General features: G+C 39.9%; 19 protein-coding genes and 1 tRNA gene. 15 read left to right on the plus strand and 5 right to left on the minus strand.

Translation table 11 applies throughout. The features are described 5' to 3' along the window. Positions 1–139: 139 nt before the first annotated feature. From B3317_RS15100 to B3317_RS15120, 5 genes are all read left to right on the plus strand, one after another. Positions 140–703, plus strand: a complete 564-nt coding sequence (locus B3317_RS15100) for an RNA polymerase sigma-70 factor (protein ID WP_291113086.1) — start codon at positions 140–142, stop codon at positions 701–703. A 79-nt stretch (positions 704–782) separates the two neighbouring features. After that, positions 783–1,748: a FecR family protein gene (locus B3317_RS15105; RefSeq protein ID WP_291113088.1), complete on the plus strand. Its 966-nt coding sequence runs from the start codon at positions 783–785 to the stop codon at positions 1,746–1,748. Positions 1,749–2,113: 365 nt separating this feature from the next. Then, complete coding sequence (locus B3317_RS15110) at positions 2,114–5,446, plus strand: TonB-dependent receptor (RefSeq protein ID WP_291113090.1); 3,333 nt, start codon at positions 2,114–2,116, stop codon at positions 5,444–5,446. A gap of 22 nt (positions 5,447–5,468) precedes the next feature. After that, complete coding sequence (locus B3317_RS15115) at positions 5,469–7,031, plus strand: RagB/SusD family nutrient uptake outer membrane protein (protein WP_291113092.1); 1,563 nt, start codon at positions 5,469–5,471, stop codon at positions 7,029–7,031. A 334-nt stretch (positions 7,032–7,365) separates the two neighbouring features. Continuing rightward, complete coding sequence (locus B3317_RS15120) at positions 7,366–9,633, plus strand: GH92 family glycosyl hydrolase (protein WP_291113094.1); 2,268 nt, start codon at positions 7,366–7,368, stop codon at positions 9,631–9,633. A 122-nt stretch (positions 9,634–9,755) separates the two neighbouring features. Here the strand turns inward: B3317_RS15120 and ung are convergent, their stop codons facing one another. Beyond that, the gene (ung, locus tag B3317_RS15125; protein ID WP_291113096.1) at positions 9,756–10,418 is read right to left on the minus strand and encodes a uracil-DNA glycosylase; all 663 of its coding nucleotides are present in this window, start codon (positions 10,416–10,418) and stop codon (positions 9,756–9,758) included. A 602-nt stretch (positions 10,419–11,020) separates the two neighbouring features. Here ung and B3317_RS15130 point away from each other — a divergent pair. The 3 genes from B3317_RS15130 to B3317_RS15140 all read left to right on the plus strand — a co-directional run bounded on the left by B3317_RS15130 (position 11,021) and on the right by B3317_RS15140 (position 13,795). Continuing rightward, positions 11,021–11,680, plus strand: a complete 660-nt coding sequence (locus B3317_RS15130) for a hypothetical protein (RefSeq protein ID WP_291113098.1) — start codon at positions 11,021–11,023, stop codon at positions 11,678–11,680. 287 nt (positions 11,681–11,967) lie between these two features. Continuing rightward, on the plus strand, positions 11,968–13,263 hold the full coding sequence (locus tag B3317_RS15135) for an MATE family efflux transporter (RefSeq protein WP_291113100.1): 1,296 nt from the start codon (positions 11,968–11,970) through the stop codon (positions 13,261–13,263). 34 nt (positions 13,264–13,297) lie between these two features. Beyond that, positions 13,298–13,795 carry a flavodoxin gene (locus tag B3317_RS15140; RefSeq protein WP_291113102.1) on the plus strand — a complete coding sequence of 166 codons (498 nt, stop codon included), beginning with the start codon at positions 13,298–13,300 and terminating at the stop codon, positions 13,793–13,795. 153 nt (positions 13,796–13,948) lie between these two features. Here B3317_RS15140 and B3317_RS15145 read toward each other — a convergent pair whose 3' ends face one another. From B3317_RS15145 to B3317_RS15155, 3 genes are all read right to left on the minus strand, one after another. After that, complete coding sequence (locus B3317_RS15145; RefSeq protein ID WP_291113104.1) at positions 13,949–14,641, minus strand: YjjG family noncanonical pyrimidine nucleotidase; 693 nt, start codon at positions 14,639–14,641, stop codon at positions 13,949–13,951. A gap of 120 nt (positions 14,642–14,761) precedes the next feature. Continuing rightward, on the minus strand, positions 14,762–16,096 hold the full coding sequence (locus B3317_RS15150; RefSeq protein ID WP_291113106.1) for an NCS2 family permease: 1,335 nt from the start codon (positions 16,094–16,096) through the stop codon (positions 14,762–14,764). Positions 16,097–16,109: 13 nt separating this feature from the next. Then, positions 16,110–16,823: a DUF5020 family protein gene (locus B3317_RS15155; RefSeq protein ID WP_291113108.1), complete on the minus strand. Its 714-nt coding sequence runs from the start codon at positions 16,821–16,823 to the stop codon at positions 16,110–16,112. Positions 16,824–17,049: 226 nt separating this feature from the next. Between B3317_RS15155 and B3317_RS15160 the strand changes: the two genes are divergently transcribed. Continuing rightward, positions 17,050–17,124: transfer RNA gene (locus tag B3317_RS15160), tRNA-Pro, on the plus strand. Positions 17,125–17,470: 346 nt separating this feature from the next. Here B3317_RS15160 and B3317_RS15165 read toward each other — a convergent pair. Beyond that, positions 17,471–19,333, minus strand: coding sequence for an alpha-L-fucosidase (locus B3317_RS15165; protein ID WP_291113110.1), 1,863 nt, complete (start codon positions 19,331–19,333; stop codon positions 17,471–17,473). Between the two features lie 735 nt (positions 19,334–20,068). Here B3317_RS15165 and proS point away from each other — a divergent pair. From proS to B3317_RS15195, 6 genes are all read left to right on the plus strand, one after another. Next, complete coding sequence (gene proS / locus B3317_RS15170; RefSeq protein ID WP_291113112.1) at positions 20,069–21,550, plus strand: proline--tRNA ligase; 1,482 nt, start codon at positions 20,069–20,071, stop codon at positions 21,548–21,550. A gap of 245 nt (positions 21,551–21,795) precedes the next feature. Then, positions 21,796–22,200 carry a DUF3836 domain-containing protein gene (locus tag B3317_RS15175; protein ID WP_291113201.1) on the plus strand — a complete coding sequence of 135 codons (405 nt, stop codon included), beginning with the start codon at positions 21,796–21,798 and terminating at the stop codon, positions 22,198–22,200. A gap of 302 nt (positions 22,201–22,502) precedes the next feature. Then, a complete protein-coding gene (locus B3317_RS15180; protein ID WP_291113114.1) occupies positions 22,503–22,949 on the plus strand; it encodes a DUF3836 domain-containing protein in 447 nt (148 codons plus the stop codon). 127 nt (positions 22,950–23,076) lie between these two features. Continuing rightward, positions 23,077–23,919: a patatin-like phospholipase family protein gene (locus B3317_RS15185; RefSeq protein ID WP_291113116.1), complete on the plus strand. Its 843-nt coding sequence runs from the start codon at positions 23,077–23,079 to the stop codon at positions 23,917–23,919. Between the two features lie 248 nt (positions 23,920–24,167). Beyond that, a complete protein-coding gene (locus B3317_RS15190) occupies positions 24,168–24,884 on the plus strand; it encodes an NUDIX hydrolase (RefSeq protein ID WP_291113118.1) in 717 nt (238 codons plus the stop codon). Positions 24,885–24,941: 57 nt separating this feature from the next. Then, the gene (locus tag B3317_RS15195; RefSeq protein ID WP_291113120.1) at positions 24,942–26,420 is read left to right on the plus strand and encodes a xylulokinase; all 1,479 of its coding nucleotides are present in this window, start codon (positions 24,942–24,944) and stop codon (positions 26,418–26,420) included. Positions 26,421–26,446 lie beyond the last annotated feature (26 nt).

Consider the following 26,446-nt stretch of genomic DNA (forward strand, 5'->3'; position numbering starts at 1 on the left):
ATTCTGATTTATAAATCAGAATAAAGTTTTTATGCGTAATACTGAAAAGAATATAGAAATAACAAGAAAACAACGGGCATACATATGCTTAAGGCTACGATATATAGAACGTCTCCTACATGTATAAAACAGTAATAATATGACAGAACCTTTTGACCTGAAATTATTTAATAAATTTTATACAGATTATTATCCTCGCTTTATACGTTTTGCAAATACATATGTAAGGGATATTTCCATTGCAGAGGATATTACAACCGAAGCCTTTATGTCGTACTGGGAGAACAGGCAAAATCTGGCACCAGGGTCTAATGTTAAAGCGTATGTATTGACTATCATAAAAAATAAGTGTCTTAACTATCTCGAACATAAAAGTTTGCAAAATAAGACGCTCGATAATATTCAGACTCTGGCGCACTGGGAACTTAATATGCGTATCACAACGCTTTCGGCATGTAATCCGGAAGAACTTTTTTCGGCAGAAGTGGAAAGAATAATCGATCAAACCCTGGCGTCTCTGCCGGAAAGAACAGTAGAAGTATTTAAAATGAGCCGTTACGAGAATAAATCACATAAGGAAATAGCAGAGGCGTTGAATATTACAACGAAAGGCGTTGAGTTTCACATTACAAAAGCCTTGTCGCAGCTTCGTTCCAGTCTTAAAGATTATATGTCCGTATTCTTAGCATTCTTCTCGGTTTAGAAACCATTTCTAAGAAAAAATATTTTTCTACTAGGGATATTTGCCGCTCATCTGTTGTTTATATAGAGGTTAATGAAAAATGGATTTTAAACTATTATATAAATTTTTTGAAGGTCTTACGACTCAGGCTGAAGATGAGATTATAAGGCAGTGGATAATGGATTCTCCCGACAATGAGAAACGCTTTTTCGAAGAACGGAAAATGTTTGACGCTATACTTCTTAATAGTAAGGAGCCGGATATCAATGAGAATACAGAACTATTGTCTGTCCCTTCCGGGAATCGTCGTCGTATATCTGCCTATTTTAGAGAATTTATAAAGATAGCGGCAATTGTAGCTATTACTTTATTCGGCAGTTGGTATTATTTCCTTCATATAAATAAGAAAGACCGACGAGTGGCTACTCAAACGATTTCGGTGCCTGCCGGACAGCGTTTGAACATAATATTGCCTGATGGTACGGATGTGTGGCTGAATGCCAAAACAACAATAAAATACCCGGTATCCTTTAATGAAAAGGAACGATTGATATCGTTGGACGGACAAGCTTATTTTAATGTGGCAAAGAATAAAGACATACCTTTTTTTGTTAAAACACGGGATGGGGTAGTTCAGGCGTTGGGAACAAAGTTTGACGTAATGGCTTATTCGGACAGTCGCAGTTTCGAAACTGTGCTGATGGAAGGTAAGGTAAAAGTAAGAGCTGCATGTGATTCTTTGCAGTCAATAATATTGACGCCTAACAATAAGGCATATCTGAAAAACGGAAAATTAGAGACCGTATATGTAGAGGACTTTAGTGCTTATGAATGGAAAGATGGCCTGATTAGCTTCAAAAATGAACCTTTTGCCCAAATAATGAAATCATTTGAGAAGGTATATGATATAAAAATCGTAATCGAAAATTCTCGGGTCGGCAATCTTATATATACAGGTAAATTCCGTGTCATTGATGGTGTAGACTATGCTTTACGAGTATTGCAGAAAGACGTTAAATTCAAATATGAAAGGGATACCGAAAAGCATATCGTGTATATAAAATAGATATTGATAGATGTGTGGACAAAGACAGATGTGTAAGTACAGGACTATTCCTGGATAGAAGTATAACTGCAACAGAAGAGGGAATCTGGTATTATAAATTGTTTTCTGTGATTTAATAATAAGATAAGTAGATACAATCAATCGTTTAACCTTATAAAAAATGACCGCCTATGGGAAACATCTGAAAAAAACGCTTTTATCGTGTAAACGAAAAAGCCAATAAGTGCGGCAACACCTATTGGCTAGGAAAATTAATACAATTTTTAGACCATATTAATCAAAAACATCGTAAATCTATGGAAAATAAAGTTTTTCACGACCGCTTTTTGTTGAAAAATGAAAAAATTAAACATTTTTTTAGAATCATGAAAATCACGACGTTATTATTATTCGTCGGCATCCTCTCTATTTATGCTGAAGACTCTTATTCACAAAAAGCAAGAGTTACTATCAATGAAAAAAATATCCGGCTCGAAAAAGTGCTGACGGAAATAGAGAAGCAGACCGATTATCTTTTCATTTATAATGATAAAGTAGAAACAGATCAGAACGTGTCGGTAAAGGCTAATACAAAGCCTGTTTACCAGGTGTTGAACGATTTGTTTAAAGAAACGAATGTCAGCTATTCGATGGAGGGTTCACATATCATTCTATCGAATAGAAACGAACAGGGGGAATCTTCTGTAAATACTCCTTTGCAGGAAGGTAAAACAATAACCGGTAAAGTTCAGGATGAACAGGGAGAGCCTTTGGTCGGAGTAAGTGTCGCGGTAAAAGGAACTACCACCGGAACTGTAACCGACATGGATGGAGCATATACACTCAAAGTAACAAACCCGAATGCTACACTGGTTTTTTCGTTTATCGGCTTTCTTGCCCAGGAAGTGGAATTGAAAGGACAAAGCCTTGTAAATATAACATTGACAGAAGATGTGAAGATGCTGGACGAAATAGTGGTAGTAGGTTATGGAACTATGAGAAAATCTGATGTTACAGGTTCGATCGCTGTCGCTAAAGGAGACGATATGGTAAAAGCCCAGAATTTTAGTGCTGTTGAAAATCTGCGAGGTAAGGCATCGGGAGTTAATATTTTTTCTAATTCCAGCCAACCCGGAGCGTATTCAAATAGGGTGGTGATACGTGGTATGTCTACAATTAACTCGTCTTCGGACCCATTGTATGTTGTGGACGGTGTGGTCATGTCTGATTTTTATTTGCTGAATCCCAATGATATAGAAAGTATAGAAGTATTGAAAGATGCGTCTGCTGCGGCTATTTATGGAGCCAGAGGTGCAAATGGTGTAATTCTGGTAACTACTAAGCGCGGAAATAAAGGCGAAGGTACGGTCGTTAGCTATCAGGGATCGCTTAGCTTTAGTTCTGTTGCCCGTTATATGGATACTATGAATGCCCAGGAATGGACAGATGCTTTTATGATCGGCTTAGAAAATGAAAATAAATATCAGGGAACAAACTGGTCTTTAAATCGTGCAGATTGGTTTACGGACAGGAATTACTTTGATGCAAACGGTAATCCTTTATATGATACTAACTGGCAAAAAGAGGCGACGCGTACAGCCGTTTCTCATAATCACCAGTTTAATATCCAACAAGGAGGAAAGAATTCTTCAATAGGGGCATTCCTTAATTATACAGATCAACAAGGTGTCGTAAATAATACTTACGCTAAACGGTTGAATACTAAAATAACATACGATGCGAAACCTCTGCCATGGTTGTCAACAGCTGTCAATCTCTTGGTTAACCATACATGGGGGCGATATACACCGGAAACAGGAGGTGGACAAGATGCCCGTCGTACTATGATAGAGATGGTGCCATGGTTGCCGGTGCGTGATGCGAATGGTGAATACACTACGTCCGCATCTTCTACGATGAATGAAACATTTGGTTTCGAAGGTATGTCTAATCCTGTAATGATATTGGATTTGCAAAAGCGCATGAAATACAATACCAAAATATTCGGTAATGCAGCCTTGACATTCCACCTGATGGACGGTCTGGATTTGAAGACTCAATTGGGTATTGATAGCAAGCAACAATCGACTAAAGGATATTCTTCAGTAAGCCTTAATAATATTTCCATGCCGAACGGATGGGCTTACAGAAGCCATACAAATGAGCTTTATTGGCAGGAAGAAACCTATCTGACATATAATAAGGTATTGGAAAATCATCGTATTAACGCTATGGCCGGACTTTCGTGGAGCCAGACTACCTACGATTACGATTATATGTATACAGAAGGATTTGCTGACGACTTTTACGAGTATAACAATATGTCGGTCGGCACTACCCCATCTTCGCCTCAATCCGACTGGAATAAGCGCTCTATGAACTCTTATTTCTTGCGCTTGGCGTACACATATAAAGATCGTTATTCTGCCACAGTAACCGGTCGTTACGATGGATCTTCCAAGTTTGGTAAAAATAATAAATATGCATTCTTCCCATCTGCCGGTTTAGCATGGAACATCTCCAATGAAGAATTTCTTGCAAATAATCCCGCTATAAGCAATTTGAAGCTACATACCAGTTACGGGCTTACCGGTAATTCTGAAATAGATCCTTATAAGTCTTTAGCTTCTGTTTCGGCAGGAACTTTCTTGCTCGATGGTTCGCGCGCGCCTTATTCTTATATCAGTTCAATGGCTAATCCCGATCTGAAATGGGAGAAAACTGCACAATGGGATATAGGTATTGATTTGGGCTTGTTCAAACAACGCTTGAATTTTGACGTCGCTTTCTATAATAAAAAGACAACAGACTTGCTGCTGGATTGTCCGATTCCGACTTCTACCGGTTATAGTACTGTATTTAAGAACATCGGTTCGGTAAGAAACCAGGGATTGGATCTTATGATTAACGCAACTCCGGTAAAGACTAACACTTTCAACTGGAATACGACATTAAACATGAACTACAATAAGAACAAAGTACTTTCTCTGGGTGAAAACGATGAAGACATCTTATTGAATAGCTGGGTAGGAGGCTATGAAAGTATTATCCGTGTAGGTGAAAACATGAATAGTTTTTATGGTTACAGAAGATATGGTGTTTATACTGAGGAAGATTACGCTGCCGGAGAATGCGAACTGAATCAGGTAGGCCGTGCTAAACGATCTACAGATAAGGAAATTCTGGGAAAGGGTACTCCTGACTGGACTGGTAGTTTTATCAATAATTTCTCATATAAGAATTTTGACCTGACTGTTGATATGCAGTTTGTGTGGGGGGTAGAAACCATGCAGCAATTCTATCACTCCACATACGACCGTTTTGGTATTACTAACGGCTTGAGTAGTATTCTATACGATGCCTATAACGGATCAAACCCGAATACTATGCAACAGGCTATTTACTTATGTAACTCCGGTCATGCAGGTCAGGATACTACTGTTGATTCTTCTTGGGTGGTAGACGGTTCTTATATCCGTTGCAATATGGTGCAATTAGGGTATACATTCGCTCCGAAATTATGTAAAACCTTAGGTGTTTCAGCGTTACGGGTTTATGGAAGTGCAAATAACTTATTCCTGATTTGTTCAAGCGACTTTAAGGGATATGATCCGGAAAGTACTTCTCAGGGAGATACCAACAAGTTTGGACAAAATATGACTTTCTTCTCATATCCGAGGGCAAAAACATTCACACTGGGTCTTAATTTAACATTTTGATTAATCTAAAAAAATGAATGAAATGAAAAAATTAATATATATACTTGCGTGCGTAAGTCTGTTGGTGATGACAGCATGTAATGACTTTTTGGACGAGGAGCCTAGATCATCTACCACTTCTGCTGCCTATTATAAAACAGAGGCACAAGCCTTGGCGAATGTGAATTACCTATACAGGAACGGAGCTCCCGGTCGTATTTCCAATGCCGGTAGTGCATATCTTGGCCCCAATGCTTCCATTGATCCTATGTTGACAGGATATTTCACCAACAGCTATGAAGGGCAAGAGGCTATTTGTATGTACGCGCGTCTGCTTACACGTCAGCAAAATACGAGTACAATATCCAGTACAATGAATGATATCTGGGACAACTGTTACAGGGCAATTAACGTTGCTAATGGCGCGATTAAATATATTCCGGATATAAGTATGTCTTCAACGACAGCATCTCAGCTGATAGCTGAAGCTAAATTCTTCCGTGCATTCAATTATTATTATTTAGTGAAAACATTCGGTGACGTCCCGATGTCTACCGAGCCTTATGAATCATTGGAGAATCTCTATTTGGCAAGAACAGACAAGGCTTCTGTCTATGGACTAATGGAGGCGGACCTGAAAGAGGCGGTAGAAGTTCTGCCATCTGTTAAATTTGCCGGTAACAACCACCGTATAACAAAATATGCCGCGGCAATGTTACTTTCCAATGTGTATTTACGTCAGAATAAATATGGAGATGCCGCTACTATGGCTAGAATCGTAATTGATTCTCCTCATAAATTGACAACAAACGATAATCTGGCATTAGGTAGTGCTTATAATAAGCTTCGTAGCACAGACGATTTAGATGAAGTAATATATGCTCAGGAATATGATGCGACAATAAATAACGGTGGCTGGTGGCCGACATATGCATTCAGTTCATCAGCTGTATCCGTATTCGGTACTTATTCTATTTTTGAAAGAGTGTTCGGTCCTACCAATCGTTTCCTTAATGTATATAAAGCAGATGACCTGCGTATTCAGCCAAATCAATTTTTCCATTGGAATTATACCAATCCGGCTACAGGTGCGGTATGGACATCTACTACAGTAGCCGGCTGTTGGTATTACTACGATGAAAATGCTTTATTAACTACAGGTAAGGCTACTAAAGACTGGAATTTCTTTCGTGCGGCAGAGGCATTACTGGTTGCTGCGGAAGCCATTGCTCAAAGCGAAGGTGTTACAGCTGAGGCTGCCGGCTATCTGGCTCAGATTAAAGCTCGTGCGGATATTCACGGAAAGACTGCCGACCAGTATAAAACAGAGCTTCAGGCTATGGCTAAAGAAGCTTTTGTACAGGAGTGCTGGACTGAGCGTTTACGGGAGTTCCCATTGGAATTTAAAATCTGGGATGACTGCGTTCGTACGGGCATGTTCCCTGTGATCTCTGAAACTGAACCCGGCAAGGTTGAATATGTGAGCCTTGTAGGAGCAACCAATGGTTCGGGTGCGAAATTTAAAGAGTCGGATTTGTTGTGGCCAATCTCTCACGATGAAATGCAACGTAATCCGCAGCTCATTCAGAATCCGGGGTATAACTAATTTTAAAAAAGTTTGATAACTTTTTAATCATAAGATATACGCCTTTATGATTTCTGTATTTGAATTCATTTCTGAGAGGTATTAGGTTTTCAGAAAAGGCAAAGAAGGGGTTGCCTGGGAAGGCAACCCTGTTCTTTATCTGTTATAAATTATTAAATGATTAACAAATGTCTTTTTGTCTCAGTTTATTATGTAAATTTGTCATAATTGTAATTGTTGCCTGTAAAATTCTAATTAATTCTGAATATAATAATGCCTTCAGATATCATAGAGTGGGCTTGAAAACTATAAATCGAATATAAGCAAAATTAAATATATAATTAAAAAACAGACAATGAGATCGAATTTTAATCGCATTGCAAAAACAATCTGTTTGAGTATTATCTCAGGCACATTGTTTTATTCGTGTAATGAAGCGGAGAAAGGCGCGGAACTTGTAAATCTTACCCAGTACGTCGATCCTTATATAGGGACCGGCGATCATGGGCATGTATTTGTAGGAGCCGACGTTCCGTTCGGATTGGTACAGTTAGGCCCTACAAACTTTTCTCAGGGCTGGGACTGGTGTTCGGGTTATCATATTACCGATTCCACAATTATCGGATTCGGACATATGCACCTGAGTGGTACAGGAATAGGTGACCTGGGAGATATTGGCTTTATGCCGGCTACCGGCGATGTAAAGCTCACACGGGGAAATCTGAAAGATCCTAAGTCGGGGATTTACTCATTATTCAGAAGGGAAACTGAAAAAGTAAAACCCGGTTATTATGCTGTACATCTCGATAGGTTTAATGTCGATGTGGAACTGACAGCAACCAAGAGGGTAGGTTTCCATAAATATACATTCCCTCAGTCCGATTCGTCGAAAGTTATTATCGACCTGCAACATGGTATAGGCTGGGATGCTCCCGTGGAAGGTTATCTGACTCAGGAGAATGATTCTGTGATATCAGGTTACCGTTATTCGAAAGGCTGGGCTAATGACCAGAAGATTTTCTTTACAGCTGTTTTCTCCAAGCCGATGAAAGGTTTTGTTGTATCGGATACTACCGCTGTACAGGAAGGCAATACTATAAAAGCAACAAGGGCCTACGGACAGGTATTGTTCGATACACAGGATAAAGAGAATATATTTGTAAAAGTGGCCTTGTCTCCGGTAAGTATCGATAATGCAAAACTGAATATGCAGGCTGAACTTTCAGGCTGGGATTTTGAGAAGACTGTCGCCGATGCTGACAAAGCATGGAATGAAGAACTGAACAAAATCATTATTACAGCGGACAACGATCAGACTAAGCGTACATTCTATACGGCGCTTTATCATACAATGATAGCTCCTTCCGAATTCTGTGACGTGAATAACGATTACAGAGGCTCTGACGGACAGATGCATGAGAAAGGTACATTTAAGAATTATACAACATTCTCGTTGTGGGATACCTATCGCGCGGCTCATCCGTTGATGTCGATTATACATCCAGAAAAGATGAGCGATATTGTAAACACAATGCTCACCATATATAAGCAGCAGGGCAAATTGCCTGTATGGCACCTGATGGGTTGCGAAACCGATTGTATGGTGGGTAATCCGGGTATTTCGGTTGTAGCAGACGCCATCCTGAAAGGATATGACGGATTTGATAAGGAACTGGCGTTCGAAGCAATGAAAAATTCGGCAATGCTGGACGAAAGAGGCTTGAAATACCTGAAAGAATATGGCTATATCCCTTACGACAAAGGAGAGAGTGAAGGCTTGTCGAAATGTATGGAATATGCTATTGCCGACTGGAGTATAGCCCAGGTGGCCCAAAAGATGGGTAAAACGGAAGATTATGATTACTTCCTGAAACGGAGTAAATCTTATACACATTATTTCGATAAATCGGTAGGATTTATGAGAGGCCTGTCGTCTGACGGTAAGTTCAGGACTCCGTTTAATCCGTTTGAATCCGTCCACCGCGATAATGACTATACAGAGGGTAATGCATGGCAATATACATGGCTGGTACCACACGATATAAAAGGACTTGTAGACTTGTTCGGAAGTAAAGAGACATTTGTTCAGAAGCTGGATTCCCTGTTTATCGTGGAAGGTTCGCTGGGTGAGCACGCCTCTCCCGATATCAGTGGACTGATAGGCCAATATGCTCACGGAAACGAGCCTAGCCATCATATCCTGTATATATATCCTTACATCGGTCAACCGTGGAAGACTGCCGACAAGGTACGTCAGGTAATGTCGGAACTTTACCACGACCAGCCGGCCGGACTTTCGGGAAATGAGGATGTCGGTCAGATGTCGGCATGGTATGTATTGTCTGCTCTGGGCTTTTATCAGGTTGAGCCGGCCGGAGGTAAATATATTTTCGGAAGTCCCGTTATAAATGAAGCAACTGTAAAAGTGAAGGACGGAAAGACTCTTAAAATTGTAGCGAAAGATAATAGTGCTGCTAATAAGTACATCCAGAGTGTAACATTTAACGGCAAAGACTACGATAAGTTCTATATAGACTTTAAAGACATAGAAGCCGGAGGTACATTAGAATTTGTGATGGGGGATAAGCCGTCCGAAACCTGGGGTACAAGAGGTGAAATATAAGATATAGAATCCCTTTTACACATCATAGGGATTTTTATTAAGGGTGAAGCCGCCAGAAGTGATTCTCGCGGCTTTGATTTTTGGTACCCTATCCCCCTTTGGGGTGGTTGGGTGAGGCTCCTCTACCACTCAATTGGTTCAATCCCTTTCGATTTCAGATATTTATTTGCTTCGCTGAAATGATTGTTTCCAAAAAATCCGTTATGCGCGGATAATGGCGATGGATGTACTGATCTTAATACCAGATGTTTATTCGTATCTATGAATGCTGCTTTTCTCTGGGCGTAAGCACCCCAGAGGATAAATACAATATTTTCACGTCCTTCGGCTAATTTATGTATAGCCGCATCGGTAAATGTTTCCCAGCCTTTTTTCTGGTGAGACCCGGCCATGTGCGCCTGTACGGTTAATGTAGCGTTGAGGAGCAATACACCCTGATTTGCCCAGCGCGTCAGATTACCTGATCCGGGTACAGGGATTCCCATGTCGCGGTTTATTTCTTTGAAGATATTTACCAGAGAGGGAGGGGCGGGCATACCATCAGGTACGGAGAAAGACAAGCCGTGCGCCTGACCGTCGTTGTGATATGGGTCTTGTCCGAGAATTACCACTTTTACCTTGTCGAATGGAGTGTGTTCGAAAGCATTGAATATTAATTTCGCAGGAGGGAATATTTGTTTTGTACGGTATTCATGTCTCACAAAATCAGTTAGTTCTACAAAATAGTCTTTGTCGAATTCATCTTTCAACTGTTCTTTCCAACTTTCCTCTATTTTTACATCCATAATTCGTAAGTTAGTTTTATGTTAGATACTAAGTAACTGTTCAAATTAACAAATTGCCGGGTATAAAGATACAATTTTTGTGATGTAGTCCGATAAAAATAATTCATGGATTAGGGTAACCGCTCTTAGTGTAGTTTAACTTGTAACTAAAAATAGGACGTTAACACCCCCTCGCTGGCGCGGACTTCCAGCCCGTGTCTTGTTGACAGGGCAAAAATGTTTGCTACGCAACACACAGACGGGACGTTTGCGCGAGCGGGCGCACCGAACAGGTGCCCGCCTGCGTCACTAATGCGCTAAAGCACTTTTGGTTCCTTTTGGGGCTTTGGCCAAAAGGAACACAAGGAATTTTAATTCCGCGTAGAAAAAAATGCATAGAATAATAGAACGTTTTAAGTAGCGAGAGCAGAAGCAAAATTTATTTTGATTATGCCGAGTCACGAAAAACGACTAATGTAATTGAACGTTAAAACCCAATTACTGATTCTCATAATATGCTGTGTTAATTTTTTATGAAATCAAAATACATTTATCTATACTGAAAAAGCAGGTAAAGAATAAATAATCATTATCTGTTCCACACTCATAATTATTTAAAAAGTATGGCAAAGTATAGTGAAGAATTAGTGGATAAAGTAGTTTTTCTTATCGAAGAAGAGTTTTATACTACGACTCAGGTATGTAAGGCATTGGGTTTTAGCAGACAGGCTTATTATAGCTGGATGGATACTAAACCCGGATTCAGGAAAGAGGTAGATATGGCTGTCAGCCGCCGTAGCGAAGCGATGCAGACAATGATGCAGGCCGCGCTGAAAAAGAAACTGGAGGGATATATGACAACAGTGGAAAAGGATATATATGTTCCTGATGAAAGGAATCCCGATAAACTGGTTTTCAAATCAAAAGTGATAATAAAGAAAGAATGTCCTCCCGATCTGCGGACAATAAAAATGCTGCTGGATAGGAACAGCCCCTCCCAGCCTCCCCAAGAGGAGGAGATGTATACGACGAGAGATAATCGAGTGATTGAGGAAGAGACCGTTATAGATAACATAAAAAAGGATATTGTTGAAGATGAAGAAAAAGAGGTTTCGGAAGTGATTGAGGAGAATGAAGATGCAGAGGCTGCGGAGATGATAGAAAAACCGGATAAGGCCTGCGCCGGGCAGCGGCAAGGAACAGGCACGGCCGTGATAGTGAGTAACAGAAGGCCGGTATATAATAAGGGAAAGAAAAGAAAGAAAAAGCGAAGAGGTAATTAAGTATTCCATAAATATTAATGATATACTTTTCTTTCTCTTGTCATGCTGACGAAGGAAGCATCCCGACCCATTTGTCAGGGAAAGAAGGAAAGAGATCCTTCGTTCCTCAGGATGACAAGAATATATTAATAAATTCTTTTTACTACTTAATAATGAAATATATTGAAAAAAGTGTCAAGTTTGTCAACTTTTTAATGAGCTGAAATTAGACGATAAAATAAAGAATGCCTGATTATCAATTTTTCATTCTTTATTATTAACCGATTCCTGTTATTTTTGTAACCATTATGAATAAAAGCATCCTGCGTCTGGCAATTCCGAATATTATATCCAATATTACTGTGCCGCTTTTGGGTATGGTGGATATGTATATAGTAGGCCATCTCGATTCGGAGGATTATATCGGGGCAATTGCGCTTGCGACGATGATTTTCAATTTTATTTATTGGAGTTTCTCTTTCCTGCGCATGGGTACAAGCGGATTTACGGCCCAGGCATATGGTGCGGGTAACCAACAAGAGCAAACCAATATCCTGCTTCGTTCGCTCGCTGTAGCAACGGGAGCGGGCGTAGTTATTATTCTGTTGCAATATTTTATTGCCCATGTGGGCTTTTATCTGCTGAATGGAGAGCCTACGGTAAAAGGATATGCTCTCGACTATTTTTATATATACATCTGGGCAGCTCCGGCTATTCTGGGTATGTACACTTTTAACGGCTGGTATGTGGGGATGCAGAATGCCAAAATGCCGATGGTTGTAGCCATTGGGGTTAATATAGTCAATATCGGATTGAGTTTTGTCTTTGTCTATGGCTTTGGAATGAAGATAGAAGGGGTGGCATTGGCTTCCGTATGCGCACAGTATACGGGCTTTCTTTCGTTCCTTCTTATCTGGAATATAAAATATGGCTGGCTGAAACAATATGCCAATCCGGAGGTGCTGAAAGATTTATCGTCTTATATTCCGTTTTTTAAGGTCAACAGTGATATTTTTATCCGTACAATGGCCCTTGTAGCTGTTACTACCTTCTTTATGTCTGCCTCTGCGAAGTCGGGTAAAGATGTACTGGCAGCCAATGCCTTGTTGATGCAGTTGTTTATTCTGTTCTCATATATGATGGATGGGTTTGCCTATGCTGCTGAAGCGTTGACAGGCAGATTTATAGGGGCAAAAGACAGGATTAAGCTGAAGTTTCTTGTCAGACGGCTGTTTGTCTGGGGTATTGTTATCGCTTCGTTCTTTACTCTTATCTATGTCCTCTTTCTGGATCAGATATTGGGTATTTTGACCGATAAGCAGAATATTGTCGAATTCAGCAGGCAATTTCATATCTGGGTGTATATGATTCCCCTTGCGGGCTTCTCTGCTTTTCTTTGGGACGGAGTGTTTGTGGGAGCAACGGCTTCCCATCAGATGCGCAATTCCATGCTGATAGCAGTTGCCGGATTTTTTGTATTGTATTTTGCTTTTTCAGATATTTATGCGAACAATATCCTGTGGATTGCGTTTATTGTGTATCTGGCTTTGAGAGGGATAGTGCAGAGTTTTATGGCTTCTGCTATTTTGAATGATTCCAGATAGTTGATAATCAATTTAATAAATTACTTAACTTGTTATGAGCAAAATTGCAATAGTTTACGGTTCATCTACCGGGGCCACAGAAGCGGTAGCAGAAAAAATTCAGGCATTGTTTGACGATGCTGCACTTTTCAATGCGGAGAGTGTAAGCGTTGATGATTTGAAACCTTATGACTTTTTGATTTTCGGGGCATCTACAACAGGAGTAGGCGATTTACAGGACGATTGGGAAGTTCTTCTGCCTAAGGTTGAAAAGATGGATTTTACCGGAAAAAAAGTTGCTCTATTCTCACTGGGAGACAGTGCTTCATTCTCCACAAGTTTTGCGGGAGCAATGTATTACATATATAAAGCGCTGAAAGGAAAAGTTGAAATCGTGGGTTCGGTATCTACCGACGGTTATACATTCGACGACTCAGATGCTGTTATCGACGGCCGCTTTGTCGGTCTGGCATTAGATGAAGATAACGAGTACAACGAAACCGATGCACGTCTTGCTGCGTGGGTGGAAGATTTGAAGAAATATCTGGACTGATATATTATTTAAGGTTACAGACCTTTTTATTACTTTGACTGGTAAAATAGCTTAAGTCAGTTAGAGCTAATAAATATAGTATTGATATTTACTGTTATTTAGTTTGTGTATATAGTAAGAAGCCGGATAATATCCAATATCCGGTTTCTGTCTTTACAGAATGTCCCTGATCTCTTCCAGTCTGGCGACTGTGTGGGTCGGCTCGAAATCTTCGGAGGACTTGTTTTTGGGGTTATACCATATCTGGTCCAGTCCGCTGTTGTAGGCCCCGCCAATGTCTGTAAACAGGTTGTCACCAACCATTATGATGTTTTCGGGTTTAACCCCGATTTCTGTCAGGGCATAAGTGAATATATCCGGATGCGGCTTGTTCACCCCGACTTTGTCGGACAGGATAACCTTATCGAAGTAAGATGAAATACCGGCGCTTTCCATCTTTATGTATTGCATTTCGGTGAAGCCGTTGGAGAGGATATGTATCCTGTAACGGGGATGCAGGTAATCCAGCAGTTCTTTTGCGCCTTCGACCAATACGCCTTTTTTCATTATCCGGGCTATGAAGTCGTCGTTGATAGCCAGAGCCTGTTCTTCGGAGACTTCTTCTATGTTGTTCAGAGGGCCTATAAAGCGCTCGCGTTGCAGTGTCTGCTTGGTGATCTGTCCTCTGCCGTAGAGTTCCCACAAATGGCTTACATTTGCGTAATAGATGGTATAGAAGTCATGGAAGGACGGGAAGTAGCGGTTGAATGCATAGTCATCATATATTTCTGTTAATGTGAGGCGGGTATTCTCTATGGTGTCTATCAGTGTGTCGTCTAAATCGAGAAGTATGTCGCTGTATTTCATATAGGGATTATCTTTTACGCAAAGATAAGCATTTTAGCGGCAAGTTGCAGATGTAAAAAACAGAAGTCCCTCCGGTCGGTTAAGAGGGGAGGGACTGAGAGCTATATCATCATCTTGTGTTTAACCGGCGGCATTACTCATTATATGAGATGCATCCAGAATTATCTTTAACAGGAATAATATGGCGATTACATATACTGTGGCTGATACATCTTTGTATTTTCCGGCGCATACCTTAATGAAAGCGAAGCTTAGCATACCAAATACAATACCTTCGGCAATGCTATAAGTGAAAGGCATAAATACGATGGTAAGGAATGCGGGAAGTCCCTCGCTCATGTCGCTGAAGTTAATCTTGGCTACAGAAGAGATCATAAACAGCCCGACAATAATAAGAGCCGGAGATGTAGCTGCTGCCGGAACCATCAGGAATAACGGAGCAAAGAACAGGGCTAGTATAAACATCATAGCGGTACTAACAGAGGTTAGTCCGGTACGTCCGCCCGATGCTACGCCTGATGCGCTTTCCACATATGCGGTAATGGTGCTTGTACCTAAGATAGAGCCTACTGTAGTTCCTAATGCATCGGAGAACAGAGCTTTTTTCATTTGAGGGAAGTTGCCGTCTTCATCGGCCAGCCCTGCTTTGGAAACAACACCGATCAATGTACCTACAGTGTCGAAGAGGTTAACGAACAGGAGGGTGAACACTACCACTAGCATATTGAACGATAAGATATGGTCCCATTCGAATTGGGCAAAGATAGGTGCGATAGATGGCGGTGTACTGATGATACTGGAGTCTGGTAGTGTTACATCGCCCAGAATGATACCGAAGATAGTTGCCACAACTATTCCTATAAGGATGGAACCGTTTATGTTCCTTACGAATAGTACAGCAGTAACAATCAGACCTAAGAAGGCGATCCATACGCTATGTTGGGAAAAGTCACCCAGTGCGACCAGTGTGGCCGGACTTGAAACCACTATTCCGGCATTCTTTAGTCCGATCAGAGTGATAAAGAGACCTATCCCGACAGGTATAGCGTCTTTCAATACCTTCGGTATGCTCTTTACTATCAACTCCCGTACATTGAAGAATGTGAGGAGTATAAAGATGATACCTTCGATGAATACAGCAGTCAGGGCAAACTGCCAGGAATATCCCATTACGCCGCAAATGGTGAATGCAAAGAAAGCATTCAAGCCCATTCCCGGTGCTTGTGCTATCGGAAGTTTGGCGTAGAGAGCCATCATCAGGGTCGCGAAGATTGTAGCCAGAGCTGTTGCAGTGAACAGGGCGTCTTTGTCCATACCGGTAGTCGATAATATACTAGGATTGACTATCAGTATGTATGACATGGTCAAAAAAGTAATAAGCCCGGCAAGAAGTTCCTTGCGAATGGAGGTCTTATTCTCTGTTAGTTTGAACGTTTTTTCGAGGAGGTTTTTCATTGTTTTTCAAATCTTAGAAGTTCCACTTAGCGGCTATTGTAGGGTTGATATAGGCCTTGTCTTTCTTCGTGAGGAAATTATTGCTGATTTCTATTTCACTACCTAAAGCCAGGTTAGGGGTAACATTATACCAGAACTGAGGTTCGGTCAGGAATACGATTTCTTTACCGCTTTGGGTATCCGCATGGGATTTAGCCTTGTTTTGTGTCCAGACATCCATGAAGCCGCAAACTCTGAATTTGTTGTCGCATAAGTCGACACCCCATGTAACGGTCCATTGTACGTCATTGCTTACTTTTTCAAAAGCATTGTATTTATATACAACATATGTTCCTAAAACGGCTTTGCCTACCATTGTAGAGTATGATGCACCGGCCATGTACGCATTTGCTATTGAGAACCCAAAGTTTTCGGCCTTTCCTACACCACCATTAAACTCGACATGAGCCATAACGGGACTTTTGCCTAGTTTAATGTCGCGGGCAATTTCGAGATACATAGTACCAATGTTTCCCCGGCTTTGGTTAAAATCCAAATCCACAAACATAAATGTCGAACCCCATTTATCAGGTTTGAACATTTCAAATGTTGCTGTGAAATAGTTTTTATCTGAGATTTTGTCTCCATGTAATGCATGACGCGGATCGAAATGCAATTGAAGGTTTTGCGCGTACGCTGAAAATGAAAGCATTAATAGCCCTAAAGAGAAGAATACCTTTTTAACCATAATTATAAGATTTGAGATTTAGATGCAAAAATAAACAAAAAAAGCACCTGTTGATATTTCCTTTACTATTTAACAGAATAAATTTATCGATACTATTTTATATGGTGTTAAAATGCTTATTTATAAAAGAATTAAAAAGAGGTGAAAAATATGTTTTGTAATTTTTTGTTTATTTGTTTTGAAATATAAAAAAATGTCATACCTTTGCACCGCTATACGCAAAAAACGGGATGTAGCGCAGTCCGGTTAGCGCACCTGCTTTGGGAGCAGGGGGTCCCAGGTTCGAATCCTGGTATCCCGACAAGATAGGCTAGTAATCATTGATTATTAGCTTATTTTTTTGTACATATTATAATTTTGTATAGCATATTCTTTTTTAGACGAATTATTCCCCGGAATTACCTTGCTTTTTATTATCTATTATTCATCCTTTATTGAGTTTATTGATATTATGACTCTTTTTTGTTTGCTAAAGTAACAATCCAGCTCTTGAATTATTATAAGCCGGATTGTTTTCTATAGCATATAGTATCTGTTCCGCTGAACAAAATGGAATAGATAAAAGAAAATGATAAAATATTAGTCTGTAAGATAATAATTATTGTAAGAGAGATAAAATCATATTCTGAAAATCTCATTAAATCCAACTAGAGAATAACATCAATTGTGCAATAAGTATATTCATTGTCATTACTTTCTGTTAATACTATAGGTTCTATTTTTAGAAATTTTCCACGGACCGCTGTTGGAAACAAAATCTCCTGCATCATTGGATTGTTCTTAATATTATTAAATACACCGTTGGAAATAACAGTTTTCCATTCCATCCCGTTGAAACTATAGTAACAATTGTATCTTTGAATTGTACTTTTTTCTCCTGAGATATCCGGAGTAAACTTAAATCCCCTGATTAAGTTCTCTTTATCCATTTCGATAATTATGGGATTCCCCTTCTTTTCTGTGTAAAGTATTGTCCCGTCTTTTTTCTTTGTAGTAACGATATCCTTGGATGGCTTGATGTTGAATTTTACATTTTTTCTATTTGTCAGCCTTTCTCCTTCGGCTGTAGATGAAAGATTTTCAGGGGCATTGTATACCTCCAGATTATTCAGTAATGGTTCGGCTAAAGATTTGGTAATGTCGATCTTTATCTTTGAAGACGAAACCTGAGGGGTGCACAAGATTCGTTTATATCCTATCGTTGTGGCGCTGGCAAGATCATTCCATGCTTGTTCCTTGTCGTTCCAGTATTTTACGTCAAATTGAGCAATTCTTTGTCCCAAGGCAATATATTCTTGCAGTAATATTCTATTAAACATAACTGTTTTTCCGAAGTCAACTTCTATCGAGGCTGTTTTTATACCATCATCAGTAGCCCAATATGTACTTTTATCTCCATCGAATAGCTTGGAGGTTGAATACTTATCCGAATTTCCTCGGATATTACTTGCTGTGGCTTTTACGTCTTTAGCAAGATTTGTTTGAAGTGCCTTCTCCCGGGCTTCTTTAAATTCCATGAGGCGAATGGAATCGTTTGGATGTATTTGCCCCCTTCTGTCAGGTGGAACATTAAGGAGCAGGTTGGCGTTCCTTCCTACCGAGGAGTAATATATATCCATCAGGTGCGATACAGACTTGACTTTGTCATCTGTTGCCGGACTGTAGAACCATCCGGGACGGACAGATACGTCTACTTCGGCCGGAATCCATTCTTTACCGTCAGGCAAACCTTCGTTCAGTGTTTTTATATCCGGAGCATTTGCACCCGGAGTGTATCCCTCCGCATTTATCATCGACCAGTTTGTTTCACCGGCATATCCTCTCTCGTTTCCGCACCAACGGCATCCGGGACCCACATCACTGAATATTATGGCATGCGGATGCTTTTCGAAAACTGCTTTGTGGAACAAGTCCCAATCATATACTTGCTTAGATGTTCCATCATTGGCCCCGTCAAACCATTGTTCGAATATATCACCATAATTGGAATGTACTTCGTTGAGGGTGTTTGCAAATATCTGGTTGTACTCAGGTGTATTATATGCAGGATGGTTCTGATCCCACGGAGAAAGGTAAACTCCCAAAAGCAATCCGTATTTTTTGCACGATTCGGCTAAATCCTTCAATATGTCTCCTTTTCCGTCTTTCCATTTGCTTTCACGCACAGTATGAGTGCTGTATTCGCTTGGCCATAAGCAAAAACCATCATGGTGTTTGGCCGTTATTATGATTGCTTTCATTCCGGCCGCTTTAGCTGTCGCAGCCCACTGGTCTGTATTTAGGTCGGTCGGATTAAACACTTCAGGGTTTTCCTTCCCATCTCCCCATTCCACATCTGTAAAAGTATTCGGGCCAAAGTGGATAAACATATAATATTCCAACTCTTGCCATTTTAGTTGTTGTTCGGTAGGCAATGCCCCATAGGCCATTGGTTCTTTAACTCCGGTTTTACACGAAAATAAAGTAATCAATACGAGCATGATGCTTATTAATCCGGTCTTTTTTTTCATTTTTGTGTGTTTTTAATGGACATGAATAAAGTTTATAATAATATCGTTTTTCAATGAGTTCTTAAGTTTATAAGCCAGTGGTACAAAGCAACAAAATTTTAACAGTAAGCAGAATAAAAAACTTGACAAAGTTGACAGTTTTTACTGATTTTATATCCTGCAAATTAAGAAAAGTAACAAAGGTAACACTTTTTTCAGTTAACAGTAAACAGTCATCAGTCAACAACTGGTAAGATATAAAAACTTTGCGCCTTTGCGTCTTTGCGTGAAACAAAATAAAATGCGAGCAACTTGTAACTCTATTCAAAGAAGGTAACAAAAGTAACAGAAATATCAGTTAACAGTCAACAGCTTGTATCTCGTGTCTTGTCTACTCGTATCTCATATAACTTTCAACTTACTACTCAATACTTACTACTTTGAAAAAGGTAACAAAGGTGACAGCTTTTACGCATTTTAATTATTGAATCCTTAAACATTAAATTTTTAAATCCTAAATCCAATACTTCAAAGAGCTACAAGCTAACAGCGAAAGGCTATCGGCTACATATATAGATAAAGTTTTTAAATTCTCTAAACTTTATAAAGATAATGATAAAATAAAACAATTATGCTTTATCCTTTATATAACCATTATGAGTTCACCTATTAGTTTGATAAATCTGTTTGCTGCATATAGTTTAATTAATGCCTTTTGTTAACTTTGTAGCGATTTTGAGAAATTCAATAAATTTTATGGCAAAAGAACTAAAAGAACTTACACCAAGAAGTAAGGATTACAGTCAGTGGTACCTCGATTTGGTATTGAAAGCAGACCTTGCGGAAAACTCCGCTGTGCGTGGTTGTATGGTAATTAAACCATATGGTTATGCTATTTGGGAAAAGATTCAGAGACAACTGGACGATATGTTTAAAGAAACAGGGCATGTGAATGCTTACTTCCCTCTTTTCATCCCCAAGTCATTTTTAAGCAAGGAGGCCGACCATGTGGAAGGTTTTGCCAAAGAGTGTGCAGTAGTAACTCATTACCGCCTGAAGAACGATCCGGACGGGAAGGGTGTAATCGTAGACCCTGAAGCAAAACTGGAAGAGGAACTCATTGTACGTCCTACATCAGAGACTATTATATGGAATACTTATCGCAACTGGATACAGTCTTATCGTGATTTGCCTATTCTGGTAAACCAGTGGGCGAATGTTGTCCGTTGGGAAATGCGTACACGCCTGTTTCTTCGTACAGCCGAATTTTTGTGGCAGGAAGGGCATACCGCTCATGCAACAAGAGAAGAAGCTGAGGCGGAAACTGTACAGATGCTGAATGTGTATGCGCAATTTGCCGAAGAATATATGGCAATGCCTGTTATTAAGGGTGTAAAATCGGCTTCGGAACGTTTTGCAGGAGCAGTAGATACATATACTATCGAAGCTATGATGCAGGATGGTAAGGCTCTGCAATCAGGTACTTCACACTTTTTAGGGCAGAATTTTGCCAAAGCTTTCGATGTGAGGTTTGCAGATAAGGAAGGCAAAATGGAACATGTATGGGCTACATCGTGGGGAGTTTCTACCCGTCTGATAGGTGCTCTGATAATGGCGCATTCAGATGATAACGGTCTGGTGCTTCCTCCAAAGCTGGCTCCGTTTCAGGTTGTAATTGTTCCTATCTATAAAGGAGAAGAACAATTAGCCCTTATCAATGAAAAAGTGGATGGTCTTGTAAAATCGCTGAAAGCATTAGGTATCAGTGTTAAATATGACAATGCCGATAATAAGAAACCGGGGTGGAAATTTTCGGAATATGAACTAAAAGGTGTGCCGGTACGTCTGGCAATGGGTGCGCGCGATATGGAAAACAATACCGTAGAAGTTGCCCGCCGCGACACATTGACAAAGGAGACTGTGTCGTGCGACGGATTGGACGCATATATTAAAAATCTGCTGGACGAGATTCAGGCGAATATATATAGAAAGGCTTTCGACCTTAGAGCTGCGCAGACCATCACTGTCGATTCTTATGACGAATTCAAAGAAAAGATAGAAGAAGGTGTCTTTATTCTTGCTCATTGGGATGGAACAGCCGAAACAGAAGAAAAGGTGAAAGCCGAAACAAAGGCGACGATTCGCTGTATTCCACTCGAAGGGGATAAGACTCCGGGCAAGTGTATGGTGACAGGTAAGCCATCGGCTCAGCGGGTTGTATTTGCACGCGCATATTAAGCAATTATATAACTTATTTAAGCCTTTGAGATTCTGATAGCAGAATTTCAAAGGCTTTTGTTTTATCTGTTTTCATGAAATACGCAATCAAACATTAAGCAATGCGGATTGAATTACGTGCTTTTTTTTAGATTTCCTTATTTTTTTCGAAAACCTGTAACGTTTTATTTTTATATACGTCATATATAATAGAAAGCGCTTCGATAAAATTCAGTAAAAGGAAATTTTAAACCAAAAAGAGTGTAATCATGAAAACAATATTTTTATCCATTATATTAGCTGTGTTGTTCTCTGTAACAAATCTATATGCCGGCGAGCCGGAACCTAAAGTTTTTACCAATGTAGAACCTACCGGATGGGGTACATTGAAAGAATATACTTACTTTGATGATAGCGGTCTGCAAGCTGTTAAGAAGGAAGTTTGCAGTTATGATAAATCAGATAAGCTATTCAATAAGACAATTTATAAGTGGGATGGTGATTCCGGATGGACAAACTTTCAGCAATATACTTACGAATACAACAATAATGGGCTGGTGGCTAAAATAGTTCGTGCCGACTGGAATAAAAAATCAAAGAGCTGGTCAGCTAATGTCAAAGAATTTATTCATACCTATAACTCCGCAGGCGAATTAATTGCCATAAAATGATAATAAAGAGAAGTCACAGCCTTTGGCAGTAATGGTAACATGCTGTCAAAGGTTTTGATTTTCCGGTGATTATCTGTTCAGAATATATTTTTTATTTTATGTAGTATGTATAACATAGTATTGTTATATGTATTTTATTATGTATTGTATATTACATTTGATTATTAGTGATTTAAATATTGTTAAATGAAATATTTTATTGAAATAATCTGTAACTATTATCATGCCGGTTGCGTCATATTAATAGAAAACGATTAAAAATCGAAAAGAAATAAATAACAATAACTATAAAAGATACAATCATGAAAACAATTATTTTAACTTCAGTCCTTACAGCTTTTTTATCAGTAACAAGTCTTTATGCAGGTGAACCTAAAACAAGAGTTTATAGCAATGAAGAAATCTCTGCAACAGGAGTCGTTAAAGAACTTATCTCTTACGATATGGAAATGGGCAGCCCGTTAGATAAGACCATATATTATTATAATCAAGACGGCCTTCTTCAGAAAAAAGCCCTTTATAAATGGGATGGTAATACCGGCTGGATAGGTAGTCAGAAATATGATTATGAATGTAATGGTGACGGAAAGATTATAAATCTTATCTATACAGAGTGGAATGATAAATTGAATACCTGGTCTTGCCGTTCGGAACAGCTGGTTCATATATACGACAGTGAAGGAGAGTTGCTTGCTACAAAGCAAATCCATATAAATAACGATACAAATTATCTCATGTCGCAAAAATAAGCGGTCTACACTCTTTCTCTATATATAAAAGCCCTGTTCCCCGGATGAATAACGGGGGACGGGGCTTTCCCCTTTCCGTTGTCCGAAAAAATATGTAATTTTAAGGATTATATCAATGTTATAACTGATGACTGACACAACGAATATAGGACTAGTATTGGAAGGCGGTGGTATGCGCGGGGTTTTTACTTGTGGTGTGCTCGACTATTTTATGGATAATAACATAACGTTTCCATATGCAATCGGGGTATCTGCGGGTGCATGCAACGGACTGTCTTACATGTCAAAACAGCGGGGACGTGCCAAATACAGCAATATCGATTTGTTGGCCAAATATAAATATATAGGATTCAAGCATTATATCAAGAAGCGCAATATCATGGATTTTGACTTATTATTCCATGAATTCCCCGACAATATAATTCCTTACGATTATGAAGCCTATTTTTCTTCTCCTGCCCGTTTCGAAATGGTGACGTCCAATTGCCTGACGGGAAAAGCGGAATATTACGAAGAGAAAAGCAATAAGGAACGTGTTATAGACATTGTTAAGGCTTCGAGCAGCCTGCCTCTGTTATGCCCCATCACATATGTAGACGATATTCCGATGCTCGATGGAGGTATCTGCGATTCTGTACCGGTTGCCCGGGCAATGGAACAGGGATACAGCAAAAATGTTGTGGTCCTTACGCGTAATAAAGGCTATCGTAAGGAAGGCAAGGATATAAAAATACCTTCTTTCATATATCGTAAATATCCGGCTATGCGTGAGGCATTAAGTAACCGGAATAGCTTGTATAACGCCCAGCTCGATTTAGTTGATAAACTGGAAGAAGAAGGGCAAATATTCGTCATCCGTCCGAAAGAACCCATATTGGTAGACCGCATCGAAAAGGATGTGGATAAGCTGACTTCTTTATATGAGCAAGGGTATGGATGCGGAAAGGATATCTATACTATGAATCTTTAAATAAAAAATACGCTTACCTTATTGTTTTTTTTAACATATATCTACAAATCGCATTGTTACTTGTAACTTCTTTTGTACAAAAGAATACTTAATGTATTTAGTACAATATGGATGGTATTCTTATTGTCTGATGTATGATATTTAAATGTCAGTATTACAAATATTTACGATAATATTTTATTCTGAAATATTCTAATATGAAAATATTATTCGTACTTTCGTGCATCACATTCTATGATTAAGATACCATGAAAGCAAATTTTATCCATACATATGTATCAGTAGACTGTGTTGTCTTTGGCTTTGAAGACGATCAGCTAAACATTCTCCTTGTTCAGCGTGGTGCTGATAAAAAGGGGGTGAAGGATCTGAAATTACCCGGAAGCCTTATATATAACGAAGAAGATGTAGATGATGCCGCTCACAGGGTTCTTTTTGAATTGACGGGAATCAAACGGATGTCATTGAAGCAATTCCGCTGTTTCGCCTCGCCCGATCGTACAAAGAATCCGGACGATGTAAAATGGCTCGATGTAGCCTATCAGCCCAATATAAACAGATTGATAACCGTTGCTTATCTCTCTCTTTGCAAGGTAGACCGGAAACTCAACAATATATCCAAGTATAAGCTGACAGAGTGGTGTCCTATCAACAAGCTGCCGCAAATGCCGTTCGATCATAATCAGATTGTGAAGGAATCCCTCACCGAGATCCGCCAATGGATAGAATTTGATCCCGCAATTGTTTTCGAACTACTCCCTCAGAAATTTACAATAAGCCAGTTACATAAATTGTATGAGGCAATCTACAATAAAGCGATCGATATACGCAATTTTCATAAAAAGGTAGCTGCAATGCCGTATGTTATGGCATTGGAGGAGAGGCAGAAAGATGTTTCTCACCGGGCTGCCCGCTTCTATAAATTCGACAAAAAGGAGTATAATAAAAGAAAGACTAGTATATAATCTGCCTCTCTGGCTATTCCCCATCTGGGGAACAGGGGGCTAATAATTTTGAAAAACATGTATTTATTAGGTTACGACATAGGCAGTTCGTCTGTAAAAGCCTGTCTGGTAAAAGCCGATACAGGCAAGATTGTTGCATCGGATTTTTTCCCGAAAGAAGAAATGAAAATCACCGCGGTAAAATCAGGTTGGGCGGAACAAGACCCTGCCGACTGGTGGAAAAACCTGAAACTGGCCCATCAATCGGTAATGCAGAAAGCCGGGGCTAAGGGAGAGGATATTCAGGCCATAGGTATTACCTGGCAGATGCATGGATTGGTATTGGTAGATAAGGACAAAAATGTGCTGCGTCCTTCCATTATCTGGTGCGATAGCCGTGCCGTGCCGTATGGCGAAAAAGCCTTTAAGTCGATAGGTGAAGAAAAATGCCTTTCTCATTTGCTGAACTCTCCGGGTAATTTTACCGCTTCCAAATTGGCATGGGTAAAAGAAAACGAACCACAAGTATTTGAAAAAATAGATAAACTGATGCTTCCCGGCGACTATATCGGCATGAAACTTACAGGAGATATAGTTGTAACTATCGAGGGTATGTCGGAAGGTATTTTCTGGGATTTCAAAACAAATGCATTGTCGGAAGACGTACTCAACTATTATGGAATACCGAAAAGCTTTTTCCCGGAGATAAAACCAATATTCGGTGTACAGGGAAATGTGTCGGCTGAGGCTGCCAGAGAACTGGGACTGAAGGAAGGTACCCCCGTTTCTTACCGTGCAGGCGACCAGCCTAACAATGCCCTGTCTCTGAACGTATTCGAACCGGGAGAAATTGCATCTACGGCGGGTACATCGGGTGTTGTATATGGTGTATTGGATCAACTCAATTACGATAAGCTTTCGCGTGTAAATACATTCGCGCATGTTAATTATACTACGGATATGATCCGCCTGGGAGTTTTGCTATGCATTAACGGTACAGGTATCCTCAATTCGTGGCTGAAGCGTAATCTGGCATTGGAAGGCCTTTCGTATACAGATATGAACAATCTGGCTGCTCAATCACCGGTCGGAGCCAAAGGGCTAAGTATAATTCCGTTTGGCAACGGGGCAGAGCGTGTTCTCGAGAATCAGGATGTAAATTGTTCTGTACACGGTATCAATTTCAATATACATGACAAGAGGGATGTACTTCGTGCCGCTCAGGAAGGCATCGTGTTCTCATACGAATACGGAATGGAGATAATGCGCGAAATGGGGATGGATATCCATACGATAAAAGCCGGTTATGCCAATATGTTCCTCAGTCCTGTTTTCGCGCAAACGCTTGCCAGTGTGAGTGGAGCAACCATAGAACTCTACAATACGGACGGTGCTGCCGGAGCTGCAAAAGGCGCGGGTATCGGTATCGGGCTGTACGCATCGAATAAAGAGGCTTTCGCTTCGCTCGAAAAATTGTCGGTGATAGAACCGGATGCAGTTCATAAGGCGGAATACAGGGAAGCTTATGAACGTTGGAAAAGTCTTGTGGCAAAATAAACATTATTATTTACTTAAATAACATC

Source organism: Dysgonomonas sp. UBA7710 (genome assembly GCF_002482385.1).
Taxonomy (GTDB): Bacteria; Bacteroidota; Bacteroidia; order Bacteroidales; family Dysgonomonadaceae; genus Dysgonomonas.